This is a genomic window from Dongia sp. (genome assembly GCF_041905885.1).
Lineage (GTDB): Bacteria > Pseudomonadota > Alphaproteobacteria > Dongiales > Dongiaceae > Dongia.
This window is the reverse complement of sequence record NZ_JAYRKD010000002.1, coordinates 301279-317388: the sequence shown is the minus strand read 5'-3', so window position 1 is coordinate 317388 and position 16110 is coordinate 301279. Positions and strand designations below refer to the sequence as shown.

13 protein-coding genes are annotated in these 16110 nt (G+C 66.5%); 10 read left to right on the top strand and 3 right to left on the bottom strand.

All coding sequences use genetic code 11. The annotated features are described in order from the left end of the window. Positions 1-177: 177 nt before the first annotated feature. Positions 178-1380, bottom strand: a complete 1203-nt coding sequence (locus ACH2CY_RS03280; RefSeq protein WP_395015881.1) for a glycine C-acetyltransferase — start codon at positions 1378-1380, stop codon at positions 178-180. A 215-nt stretch (positions 1381-1595) separates the two neighbouring features. Here ACH2CY_RS03280 and rpe point away from each other — a divergent pair, with 215 nt between their 5' ends. From rpe to purH, 3 genes are all read left to right on the top strand, one after another. Further along, the gene (gene rpe, locus ACH2CY_RS03275; RefSeq protein WP_395015880.1) at positions 1596-2270 is read left to right on the top strand and encodes a ribulose-phosphate 3-epimerase; all 675 of its coding nucleotides are present in this window, start codon (positions 1596-1598) and stop codon (positions 2268-2270) included. An 8-nt stretch (positions 2271-2278) separates the two neighbouring features. After that, positions 2279-4114, top strand: coding sequence for a heparinase II/III family protein (locus ACH2CY_RS03270; RefSeq protein ID WP_395015878.1), 1836 nt, complete (start codon positions 2279-2281; stop codon positions 4112-4114). A gap of 184 nt (positions 4115-4298) precedes the next feature. Beyond that, entirely contained in the window at positions 4299-5882 is a 1584-nt protein-coding gene (gene purH, locus ACH2CY_RS03265; RefSeq protein ID WP_395015875.1) for a bifunctional phosphoribosylaminoimidazolecarboxamide formyltransferase/IMP cyclohydrolase, read from the top strand. A gap of 86 nt (positions 5883-5968) precedes the next feature. Here purH and ACH2CY_RS03260 read toward each other — a convergent pair whose 3' ends face one another. Further along, the gene (locus ACH2CY_RS03260; RefSeq protein WP_395015874.1) at positions 5969-6514 is read right to left on the bottom strand and encodes a GNAT family N-acetyltransferase; all 546 of its coding nucleotides are present in this window, start codon (positions 6512-6514) and stop codon (positions 5969-5971) included. A 123-nt stretch (positions 6515-6637) separates the two neighbouring features. Then, complete coding sequence (gene acnA, locus ACH2CY_RS03255) at positions 6638-9352, bottom strand: aconitate hydratase AcnA (protein ID WP_395015871.1); 2715 nt, start codon at positions 9350-9352, stop codon at positions 6638-6640. Positions 9353-10136: 784 nt separating this feature from the next. Between acnA and ccmA the strand changes: the two genes are divergently transcribed. The 7 genes from ccmA to ACH2CY_RS03220 all read left to right on the top strand — a co-directional run bounded on the left by ccmA (position 10137) and on the right by ACH2CY_RS03220 (position 16106). Continuing rightward, positions 10137-10748: a heme ABC exporter ATP-binding protein CcmA gene (gene ccmA, locus ACH2CY_RS03250; RefSeq protein WP_395015869.1), complete on the top strand. Its 612-nt coding sequence runs from the start codon at positions 10137-10139 to the stop codon at positions 10746-10748. Then, the gene (ccmB, locus tag ACH2CY_RS03245; RefSeq protein WP_395015868.1) at positions 10745-11410 is read left to right on the top strand and encodes a heme exporter protein CcmB; all 666 of its coding nucleotides are present in this window, start codon (positions 10745-10747) and stop codon (positions 11408-11410) included. The genes ccmA and ccmB overlap by 4 nt, the downstream gene beginning before the upstream one ends. A 235-nt stretch (positions 11411-11645) precedes the next feature. Continuing rightward, positions 11646-12377, top strand: coding sequence for an OmpA family protein (locus ACH2CY_RS03240; protein WP_395015866.1), 732 nt, complete (start codon positions 11646-11648; stop codon positions 12375-12377). A gap of 270 nt (positions 12378-12647) precedes the next feature. Beyond that, positions 12648-13451, top strand: a complete 804-nt coding sequence (locus ACH2CY_RS03235) for a heme ABC transporter permease (protein ID WP_395015864.1) — start codon at positions 12648-12650, stop codon at positions 13449-13451. Continuing rightward, positions 13448-13606, top strand: coding sequence for a heme exporter protein CcmD (gene ccmD, locus ACH2CY_RS03230; protein WP_395015862.1), 159 nt, complete (start codon positions 13448-13450; stop codon positions 13604-13606). Before ACH2CY_RS03235 ends, ccmD begins: the two co-directional genes overlap by 4 nt. A gap of 8 nt (positions 13607-13614) precedes the next feature. Continuing rightward, positions 13615-14133, top strand: coding sequence for a cytochrome c maturation protein CcmE (ccmE, locus tag ACH2CY_RS03225; RefSeq protein ID WP_395015861.1), 519 nt, complete (start codon positions 13615-13617; stop codon positions 14131-14133). After that, positions 14130-16106, top strand: a complete 1977-nt coding sequence (locus tag ACH2CY_RS03220; RefSeq protein WP_395015860.1) for a heme lyase CcmF/NrfE family subunit — start codon at positions 14130-14132, stop codon at positions 16104-16106. The genes ccmE and ACH2CY_RS03220 overlap by 4 nt, the downstream gene beginning before the upstream one ends. Positions 16107-16110 lie beyond the last annotated feature (4 nt).

Sequence of the window (16110 nt, the reverse complement as noted above, 5' to 3'; positions counted from 1 at the left end):
CGTCGCGGACGCCATCTCGGCCAGCGGTCAATCGCGACCGCACCAAACAGGCCGGACATATGGACGCAATCGATCCGATTCAAAGCCGCCCTATCTTGCAACACGGGGGCCGTCCACATATGGATCCCAAGGCCAAGCCTTGGGATGACGACCGAGAATTGATGAGCTTCGAGTTCTTCACCGAATCGCGCCCATCTGCTTGCCGACCTTGGCAAACGCGGCGACGGCGCGGTCGATGTCTTCGGTGCTGTGGGCGGCACTCATCTGCGTCCTGATGCGGGCCTGGCCCTTGGGGACGACCGGGAAGCTGAAGCCGATCACGTAGATCCCTTCCTTCAGCAGCGCGTCGGCCATCTGGGTCGCGAGCTTGGCCTCGCCCAGCATCACCGGGATGATCGGATGACCGGCACCCGCGAGGGTAAAGCCGAGCTTGGACATTGCGCCGCGGAACCGCTCGCCGTTGGCGGCGAGCTTCCTGCGCAAATCCGCGCCTTCCTTCGATCCCAGCAAATCGAGCACGGCCAGCGAAGCCGCCGCAATGTTGGGCGCGAGGCTGTTGGAGAAGAGATAGGGCCGCGAGCGCTGGCGCAGGAGATCGACCACCGGCTGCCGGGCGGAAGTGTAGCCGCCGGAGGCGCCGCCCAAGGCCTTGCCGAGCGTGCCGGTGTAGATATCGACGCGATCGGCAACACCGCAGAGCTCCGGCGAGCCGCGGCCGTTCGCGCCGACGAAGCCGACGGCATGGCTGTCGTCCACCATGACGATCGCCTGGTATTTCTCGGCGAGGTCGCAGATGCCCTGCAGGTTCGCGATGATACCGTCCATCGAGAAGACGCCGTCGGTCGCGATCATCTTGAAGCGGGCGCCGGCGGCATCGGCCGCCTGCAATTCCTTCTCCAGCGCCGCCATGTCGTTGTTGGCGTAGCGGAAGCGCTTGGCCTTGCAGAGCCGCACGCCGTCGATGATGCTGGCGTGATTGAGCGCATCGGAGATGACCGCGTCCTCCTCGCCGAGCAGGGTCTCGAAGAGACCGCCGTTGGCGTCGAAGCAGCTGCCGTAGAGGATCGTGTCCTCGGTGCCGAGGAAGCGCGAGAGTTTCGCCTCGAGCTCCTTGTGCAGGGTCTGGGTCCCGCAGATGAAGCGCACCGAGGCCATGCCGAAGCCGTGCGCGTCGAGGCCCCGCTTGGCCGCCGCGATCAGGCGTGGGTCGTCGGCGAGGCCGAGATAATTGTTGGCGCAGAAGTTGAGGACCTTGGTCCCGTCCTCGAGCGTGATGTGGGAATCCTGCGGCGTGGCGATCTTGCGCTCGGCTTTCCAGAAGCCGTCGGCGCGGATCGTGTCGAGCGTCTGGGTGACGGAAGCGAGGAAGGCGGCGTTCATGCGGACGGGGCTGTTGGGGTGTTGACCGGATATACGCCATTGGCCCGCCTTTTGGCAGGCCGGTCCAATGATTTTTCCACAAGCGGGCCGTGACGGCGTCGACTCGGGAAATGTCTCCCGACAATCCACCCCGGAAAATCGCGGGAATCCGCGCCAAATCTGGCGTCCAGAATGCCCCGTGACAGGCCGGGACGGCGCTGGTAATCCTCCCAGCCATGCAACAGCCGACCAGAATTGCCCCTTCAATTCTGTCCGCCGATTTCGCCCGCCTGGGCGCGGAGGTGGAGGCGATCGATGCCGCCGGGGCGGATTACATTCACGTCGATGTCATGGACGGGCATTTCGTGCCCAACCTCACCATCGGCCCGATGGTGGTGAAGGCGCTCCGGCCCCACAGCAACAAGGTCTTCGACGTCCACCTGATGATTTCGCCGGTCGACCCTTACGTGCCGGAATTCGCGGCGGCGGGTGCGGACATCATCACCTTCCACCCCGAGGCCGGGCCGCATGCCCATCGCACCGTGCAGCTGATCAAGTCGCTGGGCAAGAAGGCGGGAATCTCGCTCAATCCCGGGACGCCGGTCGATGTCGTCGATTACCTGCTGCCGAACGTGGATCTGGTGCTGGTGATGAGCGTCAATCCGGGTTTCGGCGGGCAGAAGTTCATTCCGCAGGCGCTGGACAAGATCGCCGCACTCCGGCGCAAGATCGAAGCCGTTTCGGAATCCCAGAACGGGCGGCCGATCGATCTCGAGGTCGATGGCGGGATCGCCGCCGACACCGCGCCCGCGGCGATCAAGGCCGGCGCCGATGTGCTGGTGGCCGGCACGGCGAGTTTCCAGGGCGGATCGGCCCGCTACGCCGAGAACATCGCACGCCTCAGGACGTGAGGCCCCGGGTGGCCGACGGTCTCACCCGCGAAGCAAACCCTGAGCCGAACGACGCCGAACGCGCCGCAATTCATCGTGCCGGCGCCCAGCGGCACGGCACGCGCCCCGGCAACCAGCGGCCGCATCTGGTCTGGCCGCGGCTGCAGATGATGTTCGCGGAGCCGGCCGGGCTGATCCTCTCCCAGGCGCGGCGCAAGATCCTGCAGCCGCTTTATCGCAGCGGGCCTTATCGGCTTTCTCTAGGACGGGTCGGTCCGGGTGACTTCCTCACCGCCTTCGACGCGGCGCCGTTCTCGACGCCTTGGCCAGCCGATTCACAAGCCGGCCAGGCCATGCTCGCCGGCGAGTTCCGCTTCGCCGGCGAGACCATCCGCGAGCCGCGGCCCTTGAGCCGGCCGACCGGCGCCACCGCGGCCTGGCGCGAGGGCATCGACCGCTTCGACTGGCTGAACGATCTCAGGGCCGCCCATGCACCGCAAGCCGTCGCGGTCGAGCTGACGCGGCGCTGGCTCGGCGAGAACCTGCGCTACCGCGAGGACAGCTGGCGCGGCGACATCTTGGCGGCGCGCTTGCGGAACCTGCTCCTGAACTGCGGCACGCTCGCGACGACGGATGATGCAGGCTCTGCCGATCCGGGATTCCGGGCGCTGCTGATGGGCAGCCTCTATCGCCAGGCCGCGCACCTGGCGCGCGCCTTACCCGACGGGCTTTATGGCGCGGCTTTGCTGGAAGCGGTGATCGCGCTGATGCTCGCCGGTCTCATGCTGCCGCGCGGCGAGCGTCTGCTGGTCAAGGGCCGCAAGCTGTTCGGCCGCGAATTGCCGCGGCAATTGCTGGCCGATGGCGGCCATGTCGAGCGCAGCCCGCAGCTGATGCTGGAGCTGCTCATTCGCCTGATCGACTTGCGCGACGTCTTCGCCGCGGCGCGGCGGCCGCTGCCGGACAGCCTGCAGATCACCATCGAGACCATGGCCTCGGTGGTGCTGATGCTCTGCCACGGCGACGGCCAGCTCGCGCGTTTCAACGACACGGCGGAGATCGATTCCAGGCTGGTCGAAGCGGCGCTGCGCCGGTCCGGCGGCAAGCTGCGGCCGCTCAACCAGCTGCCGCTGACCGGCTTCCAGCGCATGGAATGCGCGCGCACCCTGGTGCTGGTCGATTGCGGGGCGCCGCCGCGGCACGGGCTCGACACTCATGCGCATGCGGGAACGCTTGCCTTCGAGATGTCGATCGACGGCGATCCGCTGATCGTCAATTGCGGCGCCCATCCCTGGTCCAAGGAGTGGCAGCAGGTGCAGCGCACCTCGGCGGCGCATTCGACCCTGATCGTGGACAACGTGAACTCGTCGATGCTGCTGCCGCCGAAGAAGGCCTTCGGCGGCGGGATCCGGATGGGCGGAATCGCGCTGAAGCCCGATATCGTGACCTCGCGGCGCGAGGAGACCAACGGCCAGATCTGGCTCGACCTCTCGCATAACGGCTATGAGGAAGGCTTCGGCCTCATCCACCGCCGGCGGCTCTATCTCTCCGCCAATGGCGAGGACTTCATGGGCGAGGACCAGCTGGTCGGGAAGGGCGGCAATTCCTTTGCGCTGCGATTCCATCTCCATCCGGGCGTCCAGGTCTCGATCACCCAGAACGGCCAGGCGGCGCTGCTGAAGCTCGCCAAAGGCTCGTTCTGGCGGATGCGGGTGCAGGGCGGCGAACTCGCGCTGGCCGAGAGCGCCGCGATCGGCGCCGGCGGCAAGGTGCGGCGCACGCAGCAATTGGTGGTCTTGGGTACGATCGAGAGCGACAAGACAGAAGTGAAATGGCTGATCCAGCGCGAAGGGGGGCGGCGGTGAGTTGTCTCCAGTGCGCGGTGTTTCGTCCCCCCACCCCTACCCTCCCCCTGAAGGGGGAGGGAGTTTCAATCGAGCCTGCCTCCTTCTCCCTCCCCCTCCCGCGGACGAATGTCCGCATTCGCGGACAGGGGGAGGGCCGGGGTGGGGGTGCGTGACAACAGTTTCAAGCAAAGCATAGAGAGCGATGACAACCGACCGACCGATCCGCCGTGCATTGATCTCCGTTTCCGACAAATCCGGCCTCACCGATTTCGCGAAGTTCCTCTCCGGCCAGGGCGTCGAGATTCTCTCGACCGGCGGTTCCGCCGAGGCTTTGCGCAAGGCCGGCATTCCGGTCATCGACGTTTCCGCGCATACCGGCTTTCCCGAGATCATGGACGGGCGGGTGAAGACGCTGCATCCGAAGATCCATGGCGGGCTGTTGTCGCGGCGCGATCTCGCGACCCATGTCGAGGCGCAGAAGACCCATGGGATCGCCGACATCGACCTGCTGGTGGTCAATCTCTATCCGTTCGAGGCGACGGTCGCGGCGGGCAAGCCCTGGGAAGACTGCATCGAGAATATCGACATCGGCGGCCCGGCGCTGATCCGCGGCGCGGCGAAGAACCATGACTTCGTGACCGTGCTGGTCGATCCCGCCGATTATGCGGTGGTGGTCGAGGAGATGACGGCACGAAAGGGCGCCACGAAATTGGAGACGCGCTGTCGCCTGGCCCGCCAGGCTTATGCGCGGACAGCGGCCTATGATGCCGCGATCTCGCGCTGGATGGCGGAACAGGCGGAAGAAAAGTTCCCGCCGCGGATTTCCTTCGCCGGCACGCGCAGCCAGGTGCTGCGCTACGGCGAGAACCCGCACCAGGAGGCGGCGGTCTATCTCACCGGCGAGCAGCGGCCGGGGATCGCGCTCGGCAAGCAGCTGCAGGGCAAGGAGCTCTCCTACAACAACTTCAACGATGCCGATGCGGCCTTCGAGCTGGTCGCCGAGTTTGATGAAGGCGCCGCCATCGCCATCATCAAGCACGCCAATCCCTGCGGCGTCGCGACCGGCGCCGATTTGAAGAGCGCCTATTTGCGGGCGCTGGCCTGCGACCCGGTCTCGGCCTTCGGCGGCATCATCGCCGCCAACCGGGTGCTGGACGGCGCGGTCGCCGAGGAGATTGCGAAGATCTTCTCCGAAGTGATCATCGCGCCGGGCTTCACGCCGGAAGCGATCAGCGTGCTGGGTGCCAAGAAGAACCTGCGCCTGGTCGAGACCGGCGGCATGCCCTCTCCCGCGACGGCGGGGCTGACGGTGCGCAGCATCGCCGGCGCATTGCTGGTGCAGACCAACGACGCGAAGAAGACCGGCGCCGGCGATCTCAAGGTCGTGACCAAGCGCGCGCCGAGCGCGCAGGAGATCGCCGACCTGCTGTTCGCCTTCAAAGTGGCGAAGCACGCGAAGTCGAATGCGATCGTCTATGCGAAGGACGGCGCCACGGTCGGCGTCGGCGCCGGGCAGATGAGCCGGGTCGATTCCTCGCGGATCGCGGCGTGGAAGGCCGCGGAGGCGGCGAAGACCGCGGGCGATGCGACAAGCTGGGCCAAAGGCTCGGTGGTGGCGTCAGACGCCTTCTTCCCCTTCGCCGACGGCTTGCTGGCGGCGGCGGAAGCGGGCGCCACGGCGGTGATCCAGCCCGGCGGCTCGATGCGCGACGACGATGTGATCAAGGCGGCGGACGATGCCGGGCTCGCCATGGTGTTCACCGGCATTCGCCACTTTCGGCACTGAAGCAGCGCGGCGACCGGCGCTGCGCCCTGGACTCGCGCGCCGGTGCCCCCGCTTTTCGACGGCAGCCCCCGACTTCTTGCGCGTGGTTATCTGCCGCGGCTCTTTTGCCGAATCGCGGGGCGCGGCGCTTTGCGGTGGATCAAATTCGAGACCCGAATCTGCATCGGCTGGCCGACGATGCCGCGCCAGCGCCAGCGGGGCCTGACCGGCACGAAGCCCATCCTGAGATAGGCGGTGAGCGCGCCGGGCACGGCGCCCAGCGTCACGGTCTCAGCCGCGGGATGCCGTTGCTGCACCGCCTCGATCAGGCCGCGCACCAGCCGCGCGCCGACGCCGCGGCCGTGCCAGTCCTCGGCGACATGGAGCTGGGTGATATGCGTTCCGCCGCGCACCGCGCCGAAGCCGATGACGCGGCTGCCGGTCGCGGCGACCAAGGCCGGCGACCAGGTGGGATCGGCGATGCCGTTCAGGCGCGCGCCGACCGGGCCGGGTTGCGCCTGGGCGCGGAGGATGGCGACGCCTTCCGGCGTCACCTCGCGCGATAGATAGCGCGGGATCAGGTTCTGGATCAGCGCCGCGATCTCGAGATGATCGGCCGGGAGCGGTGGGCGGATGACGATGTTGTCGATCACGCGATTCGTCCCCCCACCCCTACCCTCCCCCTGAAGGGGGAGGGGGATTGCAGCGCGTCTGCCCTCTTCTCCCTCCCCCTTCAGGGGGAGGGCCGGGGTGGGGGGTGCGAGTCACGCGCTCCGTTACGCCGCCGCGCTTTTCGCCAGGCTGCGCAGCACGTAGGGCAGGATGCCGCCGTTCTTGAAGTATTCGACCTCGTCCGCGGTGTCGATGCGGCAGGTGACGGTGAAGTCCTGGGTCTGGCCGTTGGCGCGGCGGAGCTTCACCTTGACATCCATGCGCGGCTTGATGCCGCCGGCAATGCCGGTCAAGTCGAAGGTCTCGGTGCCGTCGAGGTTGAGCGACTTGCGCGTCATGTCGCCCTGGAACTGCAGGGGCAGCACGCCCATGCCGACCAGGTTCGAGCGGTGGATGCGCTCGAAGCTCTCGGTGATGACCGCCTTCACGCCCAAGAGCACGGTGCCCTTGGCCGCCCAGTCGCGCGACGAGCCGGTGCCGTATTCCTTGCCGGCGATGATCACCAGCGGCACCTTCTGCGCCTGGTACTTCATCGAGGCGTCGTAGATCGACATGACTTCGCCGGAGGGCTGCAGCTTGGTGATGCCGCCTTCGGTGCCCGGCACCATCTCGTTCTTCAGCCGGATGTTGGCGAAGGTGCCGCGCATCATCACCTCGTGATTGCCGCGCCGCGCGCCATAGGAGTTGAAGTCCTTGGTATCGACGCCGTGCTTGATCAGGTACTGGCCGGCGGGCCCGTCCTTCTTGATCGAGCCCGCCGGGCTGATGTGGTCGGTGGTGATCGAATCGCCCAGGATCGCCAGCGGCCGCGCGCCGGTGATGTCGCCCGCCGCGGCGCCGACTTCCTTGGTCAGGTGCGTGAAATAGGGCGGGTTGGCGACATAGGTCGACTTCGCATCCCAGCCATAGGTCATGCCCTTGGTGGTCTTGACCTTGCGCCAGTTGGCGTCGCCCTTGAAGACGTCGGCATAGCGCTTCTTGAAATCGGACGGCTTCACGAACTTCGCGACCGCGTCGGCGATCTCCTTGCTGCTCGGCCAGATGTCCTTCAGGTAGATCGGCTGGCCCTTCTTGTCGTAGCCCAGGGGATCCTTGGTGATGTCGACCTTGAGGCTGCCGGCGATGGCATAGGCGACGACCAGCATCGGCGAGGCGAGATAATTCGCCTTGCAGGCGGGATTGACGCGGCCTTCGAAGTTGCGGTTGCCCGAGAGCACCGCGCCGGCGACCAGGTCGCCTTTCGCAATGGCATCGGCGATCGGGTCCGGCACCGGGCCGGAATTGCCGATGCAGGTGGTGCAGCCATAGCCGACCAGGTTGAACCCCAATTTGTCGAGCGCGGTGTTGACGCCGGCATTCTTCAGATAGTCGGTGACCACCTGCGAACCCGGGGCCAGCGAGGTCTTGACCCAGGGCTTGGTCTTCAACCCCTTGGCGACGGCGTTGCGCGCGAGCAGGCCGGCGCCCAGCATGACGCTGGGGTTGGAGGTGTTGGTGCAGCTGGTGATCGCGGCGATGACGACCGCGCCGTCGCCGAGCTCGTAATCGGCGCCGCGCACCGAGACCATGCTCTCATTGCCCTTGCGGCCGAACGTGTCGGTGAGCGCGCTCTTGAACGAAGTCGCGACCTGGGAGAGCGGCACGCGGTCCTGCGGCCGCTTCGGCCCGGCGAGGCTCGGCTCCACGGTGTCGAGATCGAGGCTGAGTGAATCGGTGAAGACCGGATCCGGGGTCTTCTTGTCGCGCCACATGCCCTGCGCCTTCGCATACTTCTCGACCAGCGCGATGCGATCGGCCTTGCGGCCGGTGGCTTTGAGGAAGCGGATGGTCTCGGCATCGACCGGGAAGAAGCCGCAGGTGGCGCCGTATTCCGGCGCCATGTTGGCGATGGTCGCGCGATCGGCCAAGGGCAGGTCGTCGAGGCCGGCGCCGTAGAACTCCACGAACTTGCCGACCACGCCCTTCTTGCGCAGCATCTGGGTGACGGTGAGCACGAGGTCGGTGGCGGTCGCACCCTCGCGCAGCTTGCCCATCAGCTTGAAGCCGACCACTTCCGGGATCAGCATCGAGACCGGCTGGCCGAGCATCGCGGCTTCCGCCTCGATGCCGCCGACACCCCAGCCCAGCACGGCCATGCCGTTCACCATCGTGGTGTGGCTGTCGGTGCCGACCAAGGTGTCCGGATAGGCGATGGTGGCCTGCCGTTTCCCTTTCGGCGCTTCCTTCTCCTTCGCGGTCCAGACCACCTGCGAAAGGTTCTCGAGATTGACCTGGTGGCAGATGCCGGTGCCCGGCGGGACGACGCGGAAATTGTCGAAGGCGGTCGAGCCCCAGCGGAGAAACGCGTAGCGCTCGCCGTTGCGCTCGTATTCCAGCTCGACATTCTTCTTGAAGGCGCCGGGTCCGGCGAAGAAGTCCACCATCACCGAATGGTCGATGACGAGATCGACCGGCGACAATGGGTTGATCTTGGTGGGGTCACCGCCGAGCTTCACCATCGCCTCGCGCATCGCCGCGAGATCGACCACGGCGGGAACGCCGGTGAAGTCCTGCATCAGCACCCGGGCCGGGCGGTAGGCGATCTCGCGGTCCGACTTCCGCTGCTTGAGCCAGGCGCCGATCGCGCGGATGTCCTCGATGGTGACCGTGCGCCCGTCTTCATAGCGCAGCAGGTTCTCCAGCAGGACCTTCATGGAATTGGGGAGGGTCTTCAGGTCCCCGAGCGTCTTCTCGGCGGCCTTCAGGCTGAAATAGTCATAGGACCGGGTCCCGACCTTCAGGGTTTTGCGGGTCTTCAGGCTGTTGAGTGCGGCAGGCACGTTCGTCTCCGATGCTGTCGCGCCTGCCCTTCCCCGGCATCGGCGCGCGGTGGAATCCGGACCCGGGCCCGAGGAGAGGGGGGTTGGACGCGAATCGGCGGCGAAAATGCCGATCGGCCGGGGTCGGAAGATCGTATATCACGCGATTGAGATAGCAGGGAGTGGCTTTGCAGAGAAGGCCGGCATCCCTTTAAGAATCCACGGAAATTCTCGGCCTAGCCCAACCTGCTGCAGGGCCGAAATCACAATTTCGCCGCAATCTGGTCTTATTGCGGCCCCAGGGCGTTGCGACCGTCCGCGTCGGACAGAGATCATCCCCTCTGTTTGAGACGGTGTCGGCCCACCGTCGCATTGCCCCCACCGATTGGGGCGCCCCTGACCGACGGCAGTTGCTCCTTTGCGATTCATGGGGGACCTGCCGGAAGAGGCCGACGGGCAGCGTCGTGTTACCCCCGAGCGACGCAGCCCAGAACGGGTTCGACGCCGCGTCCCACCCCATCCCCTTGGGGGCGCGGCGTCGGCCCACTTTCTTTTCCTCAAATTGGATATCGTCTGCGGCGCACGTTAGTGTTGCGGCACGATTCGACATTTTGAGTTTCCGCATCATGCAGTCATTGCGGGGCACCCCCACCCCAACCCACCCCCGAAGTCGGGGGAGGGAGACGCAGGCACCACGCAAAGCCCTCCCCCGAAGTCGGGGGAGGGAGACGCAGGCACCACGCAAAGCCCTCCCCCATCTTTGGGGGAGGGTTGGGTGGGGGTGCCGCAAACTCCCTGCCTCCTGATGGCTCTCTTCCAAGGTGATGCGCTGGGCTGCCGGCGGGGCGAGGCCCTGATCTTCGAGGCGGTCGATTTCGCGCTCGAGCCGGGCGATGCGCTCTGGCTCTCCGGGCCCAACGGCAGCGGCAAGTCGAGCTTGCTCCGGCTGATGGCGGGATTGCTGCCGCCGGTCGCGGGCGCGCTCGCCTGGGACGGCGCGCCGATCGCGCGCGACCGCGACGCGCATCGCGCCCGGCAGCGCTATCTCGGCCATCTCGACGCGGTGAAGACGCATCTTTCCGTCGCGGAGAATCTCGGCTTCTGGGCCGCCTATTGGGAAATCGCGGCCGGTGCCGTGGAACCGGCGCTCGAACGGCTCGGCATCAGACATCTTGCAGAGGCACCGGCGCGGCAATTGTCGGCGGGACAACGACGGCGGCTGGCGCTGGCGCGGCTTGCCTTGTCGGATGCACCGCTCTGGCTGCTCGACGAGCCTTCCGCGGCGCTCGACAGCGATGGCATCGAACGTCTCGCCGGCCTGATCGCCGCGGCGCGCAACAGCGGCGGTATCGTCATCTTCTCCAGCCATGACACGCTGCCGGTGCCGGGCATGCAGCAACTGGCGCTGGCCGCATGAGCGCCTTCGTCGCCTTGCTCCGCCGCGATCTCCGGCTCGGCTTGCGCCAGGGCATCGATGCGCTGGTGGTGGTGCTGTTCTTCCTGGTGGCGGGCGCCATCTTTCCCTTCGCGGTCGGCCCGGAGCCCGAGCGGCTGAAGTCGATCTCCGGCGGCGTCGCGCTGGCGATGGCGGCGCTCGCCGCATTGCTTTCGCTCGACCGGCTCTACCAGAGCGACCACGAGGACGGCAGCCTCGACCAGATCCTGCTCTCGCCCTTGCCGCTGGAGCTGGTGACGGTCGCCAAGTCGCTGTCCCATTGGCTGCTGACCGGCCTGCCGCTGCTGCTAGCGGCGCCGGTTTTGGCGATGATGCTGAAGCTCCCGCCCGAGGGACATATTCCTCTGCTGCTCTCCCTGGCGCTTTCGACCCCGATCCTAAGCCTCTTGGGCGGGCTGGGCGCCGCCTTGACTCTGGGGGCCCGGCGCGGCGGCGTGCTGCTGACTTTCCTGGTCATGCCGCTCTATGTCCCGGCGCTGATCCTGGGCGCGGCGGGCCTGGATGCCAGCCTGACCGGCGCCGGCGCCGGCGCGCATTGGCTGATTCTGGGGGGATTGGACGTCGCCGCCCTGGCGCTTTGCCCCTGGGCCACCGCCGCTGCTTTGCGCGAGGTCGCCCCCTAGCCACCCTTGGACTGGGCCCAATCACATTTTCGCAAATTGGGAAATTTGCAACGATCTGTTGCTCAAGCGCCACAGTGGAGTGCTTTCCGTCACATAGCGCTGTAGAAAATTGGAATCCCCATGGATTCCGCCATTTGAATCGGCTTATCTTTGCGCCGTGCAGCGGTTAATGCGCCATTGACGCCGTTCCGCAGCAACGCCTATGACCGAAGATTGTCCCAGGGGGTCTTAAACCATGAATCGCGATTTCAAGCTTCTTGTGCTTGGTTCCAGCCTGTTGGCCTTGACGGCCTGCGCGGCTCCGAACCGTGAGCCCGATCTCTCCAACATCAAGTCCAACGTCGACCAGACCCGCGAAGGTGACTTCGGGGACTTCCTGTACAACCTGGTCGAAGCCGAGGACAAGGCGCGCGAAGCGTCTGACATCAAGGCGAGCCTCGATGCCGATGCGCCGTACCTCTACACGAACCTGCCGCTCCGTAAGAAGGGCGTGCAGCTCTCGGAAGAGGCGCTCGACCATCGCAAGAAGGCCGAAGCCGCGCTGAACCGGATCCTCGATCCGATCCGCGCCCGCCTCGCCTATCTCGAATCCCTCCACGTGCCGCAGGATGTCGGCCCGCTGAAGGCTTCGGTGTACTTCGCCACCGGTTCTTCGCGCATCACCGCCGAAGAAGGCGGCAAGCTCGCTCAGGTCGGCAACTTCCTGAGCCAGTACCCGATCTCGCACATCCAGATCGATTGCTACACCGACACGAAGGGCTCGACCGGCGCCAACAAGGAACTGGCCCGTCGTCGTTGCGCTTCGACCGTCGAAGCTCTCAAGAAGGCCGGCGTTCCGCTGGCGGCCACCGTCGCGACCGACGCGGTCGGCGAGCCGAAGGACAGCCCGGATAACACGGACAACCAAGAGAACCGTCGCGTTGACGTCATGGTTGCCCCGCACGGCACCTACAACAAGGGCATGTAATTGCCCTGACGTCTGGTCTGCCTCGGCAGGCGAGACGGCGAGAACTGCAAGGAACGGGCGCCACCCCTGGGTGGCGCCCGATTTCTCTTGGTGAGATGCGGTCGGCGGGTGGTCGCGCCCTTTTCCCCCTCCCCCAAGATTGGGGGAGGGGATTCTCTTTTGCGGCTGTAGCCTGAGACGCAGCGGCGGATCGTCGCCTTTTGGATTGATCTCGGGCATTTGACCCGGATCACTGTTGCCCGGGCCGCGATCGCTGTATAAATCCGGTCCATGTCCGGATCTGCCTTTCACCGATTTGCCAATCCCGGCAGGTTCTTACGCCTCGCCAGCAAGCTGCTGCCCTGGCTCGCCGCGGCGACCGCGCTGAGCTTCGCCGTGGGACTCTATTTCGCGCTCTTCGCCTCGCCGCCGGACTACCAGCAAAAAGACACCGTGCGGATCATGTATATCCATGTGCCCGCCGCCTGGATCGCCATGTTCGCCTATGGCTGGGTGGGCTTGAGCTCCGCCGCGGCGCTGATCTGGCGCCACCCGCTGGCCGATGTCGCCGCCGAGGCCGCCTCGCCGGTCGGCGCCGTCTTCACCTTCGTGGCGCTGGTTTCCGGCTCGCTCTGGGGCCGGCCGATGTGGGGCACCTATTGGGCATGGGATGCGCGGCTCACCTCCTTCCTGCTGCTGCTCTTTCTCTATCTCGGCCATCTCGCGCTGCTGAATGCCTTCGACGACCGGCAGCGCGGCCGACGGGTCGCCGCGGTGCTGGCGGTGGTCGGCCTGATCGATCTGCCGATCATCAAATTCGCGGTCGATTGGTGGAACACGCTGCATCAGCCGGCCAGCGTGCTCAAAATGGGCGGGCCGTCGATCGACGCCTCGATGCTGCGGCCGCTGCTGATCATGGCGCTGGCCTGCCAGTGCTATTTCTTCCTGGTCACCTTCATGCGGATGCGGGCGCTGCTGCTGGAGGCGCGGCAGCGGACCCTCGCCTATCGCCGCACCACCGCGCGACCGCGCGCGCCGGCGACGATGATGGCCGATGGGATGACCGGCGGGACGGCCGGAGGCACCGGCACATGAGCGAGTATCTATCGATGGGCGGCTATGCCGCCTTCATCTGGCCGAGCTACGGAATCGCCGCCCTGCTGCTGGTGGTGCTGTTTCTGCTTTCCGGGCGCCGGCTGCAGGCGGCCGAGCGCGTCCTCGATGACCAAGACGGCGTGGACGAAGAATGAAGCAGCGGATGAAGCGCAAGACCCTGCGGCTCTATCTGCTGGTGGCGAGTCTCTGCCTGCTCGGCGTCGCCGTCGGCCTGGCGCTGTTCGCCTTCCAGAGCCGGATCGTCTATTTCTTCAGCCCGACCGACATCGCCGCCGACCGGCCGGACGCGGGCCGGATGGTGCGCGTGGGCGGCCTGGTCGAGGCCGGCAGTGTCGATCGCTCCGGCGACGGCTCGACCATCCATTTCAAGGTCACCGACCTCGCTAACACGGTCGAAGTCACCTATCGCGGCGTGCTGCCGGATCTGTTCCGCGAGAGCCAGGGCGTGGTGGTCGAGGGCGCCTATGGCGTCGATGGCATATTCACCGCCACCGAAGTGCTGGCCAAGCATGACGAGAAATACATGCCGCCGGAAGTCGCCAAGGCCCTGAAGGAATCCGGCCGCTGGCAGGAAGGCGAGATGACTCATCCGGACGGCGTCACATCGAGCGGCGCGCAGCAGCCCGCCGTAGAGACCAACAGCACGGGGGCCAATCCATGATCGCCGAGTTCGGCCATTACGCCCTGGTACTCGCCTTCGCGCTCTCGCTGGCGCAGTCCGTATTGCCAATGGTCGGCGCGCAGCGGGGCCTCAGGCCCTGGATGTCCTTCGCGCGGCCGGCGGCGGTTGCACAGTTGGGCTTCGTCGGCTTCGCCTTCCTGGCGCTGGTGATCTGCTTCGTGCGCTCCGATTTCTCGGTCGCCTCGGTCTATCGCTATTCGCATTCCCAGCAGCCGCTGATCTATAAAATCGCCGCCGCCTGGGGTAATCACGAGGGCTCGCTGCTGCTCTGGGTGCTGATCCTGGCGATCTTCGGCGCGCTGGTGGCCCTGTTCGGCGAGAACCTGCCGCCGCGGCTGAAGGCACGCGCGCTTTCGGTGCAGGGCATGATCGGCTTCGCCTTCCTCGCCTTCATGCTGTTCACCTCCAACCCCTTCGACCGGCTTTCGCCGGCACCGCTCGAGGGCCAGGAGCTCAACCCGCTGCTGCAGGATCCCGGCCTCGCGCTGCACCCGCCGATGCTCTATTTGGGCTATGTCGGCTTCTCGATGACCTTCTCCTTCGCCGTCGCCGCGATGATCGAAGGCCGGGTCGATGCCGCCTGGGCCAGGTGGGTAAGACCGTGGACCCTGCTCGCCTGGACCACCTTGACCGCCGGCATCGCGCTGGGCGCGCATTGGGCCTACTACGAGCTCGGCTGGGGCGGCTGGTGGTTCTGGGATCCGGTCGAGAACGCCTCCTTCATGCCCTGGCTGGTCGGCACGGCGCTGCTGCACTGCCAGACCGTGGTTGAGAAACGCGATGGGCTGAAAGTCTGGACCATCCTCCTGGCGATCATCGCCTTCGGCTTCAGCCTGCTCGGCACCTTCCTGGTGCGCTCCGGCGTCATCACCTCGGTCCATGCCTTCGCCCAGGATCCGGCCCGCGGCCTCTTCATCCTGATGATCCTCGGCGTCGCGCTCGGCGGCTCCTTCGCGCTGTTCGCCTGGCGCGCGCCGCATCTGAATGCCGGTGGCTTGTTCGCGCCGATCAGCCGCGAAGGCGCGCTGGTGCTGAACAACCTGCTCCTCTCCGTCGGCGCCGCCACCGTGCTGCTCGGCACGCTCTATCCGCTGGCGATGTCGGTGATCGGCGGCAGCGCCGTCTCGGTCGGTTGGCCCTATTACATCGTCACCTTCGTGCCGCTGATGGTGCCGATGGTGCTGCTGATGGCGGTGGGGCCGCTCTTGGGCTGGAAGCGCGGCGATCTCGCCGGCGCGCTGCAGCGGCTCTCGGTCGCCGGCGTGCTGGCGCTGTTCGCGGCGGGTTATACGCTCAACCGCGAGGTCGGCGGCTCCTGGCTGGCGCCGCTCGGGGTCGCACTCGGCGTTTGGCTGTTCGTCGGCACCTGCATCGAATGGATCGAACGGGTGAAGCTGTTCCGCGTCCACCCGCGGGAGAACTGGAATCGCGCACAGCATCTGCCGCGCCGCGCCTATGGCATGACCCTCGCCCATATCGGGCTCGCGGTCGCGATCGTCGGCATGACGGGCTCGGCGGCCTGGAAGAGCGAGAGCGTCAAGACCATGCAGCTCGGCGAAGAGGTGACGCTCGGCGACTACACCTATCGCTTCGACGGCGTCGAGCCGATCCGCGGGCCCAATTACCTGGCCGAGCGCGGCACCTTCAGCGTCAGCCGCGACGGCAAGCCCTACACCACCTTGCACCCAGAGCGCCGGCAATACGAAGTCCAGGAGATGCCGACCACCGAGGCCGCGATCGAATCCTCGATCCGCGGCGACATCTACGCGGTGATCGGCGACCGAACCGGGCCGCAATCCTGGACCGTGCGCATCTATCACCAGCCGCTGGTGCCCTGGATCTGGACCGGCGGCTTGCTGATGGCCCTGGGCGGGATCATCTCCCTCTCCGACCGGCGCTATCGCGTCGGCGTGCCCAACCGTCTTCCCGTCGTACAGGCGACCGGAGCTTAAGTGA

What these genes read in the sequence shown, in the direction of transcription:
- ccmB (WP_395015868.1), top strand. Translation starts at nt 10,745, where the DNA reads ATGAGCGCCTTCGTCGCCTTGCTCCGCCGCGATCTCCGGCTCGGCTTG.
- ACH2CY_RS03235 (WP_395015864.1), top strand. Translation starts at nt 12,648, where the DNA reads ATGTCCGGATCTGCCTTTCACCGATTTGCCAATCCCGGCAGGTTCTTA.
- ACH2CY_RS03240 (WP_395015866.1), top strand. Translation starts at nt 11,646, where the DNA reads ATGAATCGCGATTTCAAGCTTCTTGTGCTTGGTTCCAGCCTGTTGGCC.
- ccmE (WP_395015861.1), top strand. Translation starts at nt 13,615, where the DNA reads ATGAAGCGCAAGACCCTGCGGCTCTATCTGCTGGTGGCGAGTCTCTGC.
- ccmD (WP_395015862.1), top strand. Translation starts at nt 13,448, where the DNA reads ATGAGCGAGTATCTATCGATGGGCGGCTATGCCGCCTTCATCTGGCCG.
- ACH2CY_RS03220 (WP_395015860.1), top strand. Translation starts at nt 14,130, where the DNA reads ATGATCGCCGAGTTCGGCCATTACGCCCTGGTACTCGCCTTCGCGCTC.
- ccmA (WP_395015869.1), top strand. Translation starts at nt 10,137, where the DNA reads ATGGCTCTCTTCCAAGGTGATGCGCTGGGCTGCCGGCGGGGCGAGGCC.
- rpe (WP_395015880.1), top strand. Translation starts at nt 1,596, where the DNA reads ATGCAACAGCCGACCAGAATTGCCCCTTCAATTCTGTCCGCCGATTTC.
- ACH2CY_RS03280 (WP_395015881.1), bottom strand. Translation starts at nt 1,380, where the DNA reads ATGAACGCCGCCTTCCTCGCTTCCGTCACCCAGACGCTCGACACGATC.
- purH (WP_395015875.1), top strand. Translation starts at nt 4,299, where the DNA reads ATGACAACCGACCGACCGATCCGCCGTGCATTGATCTCCGTTTCCGAC.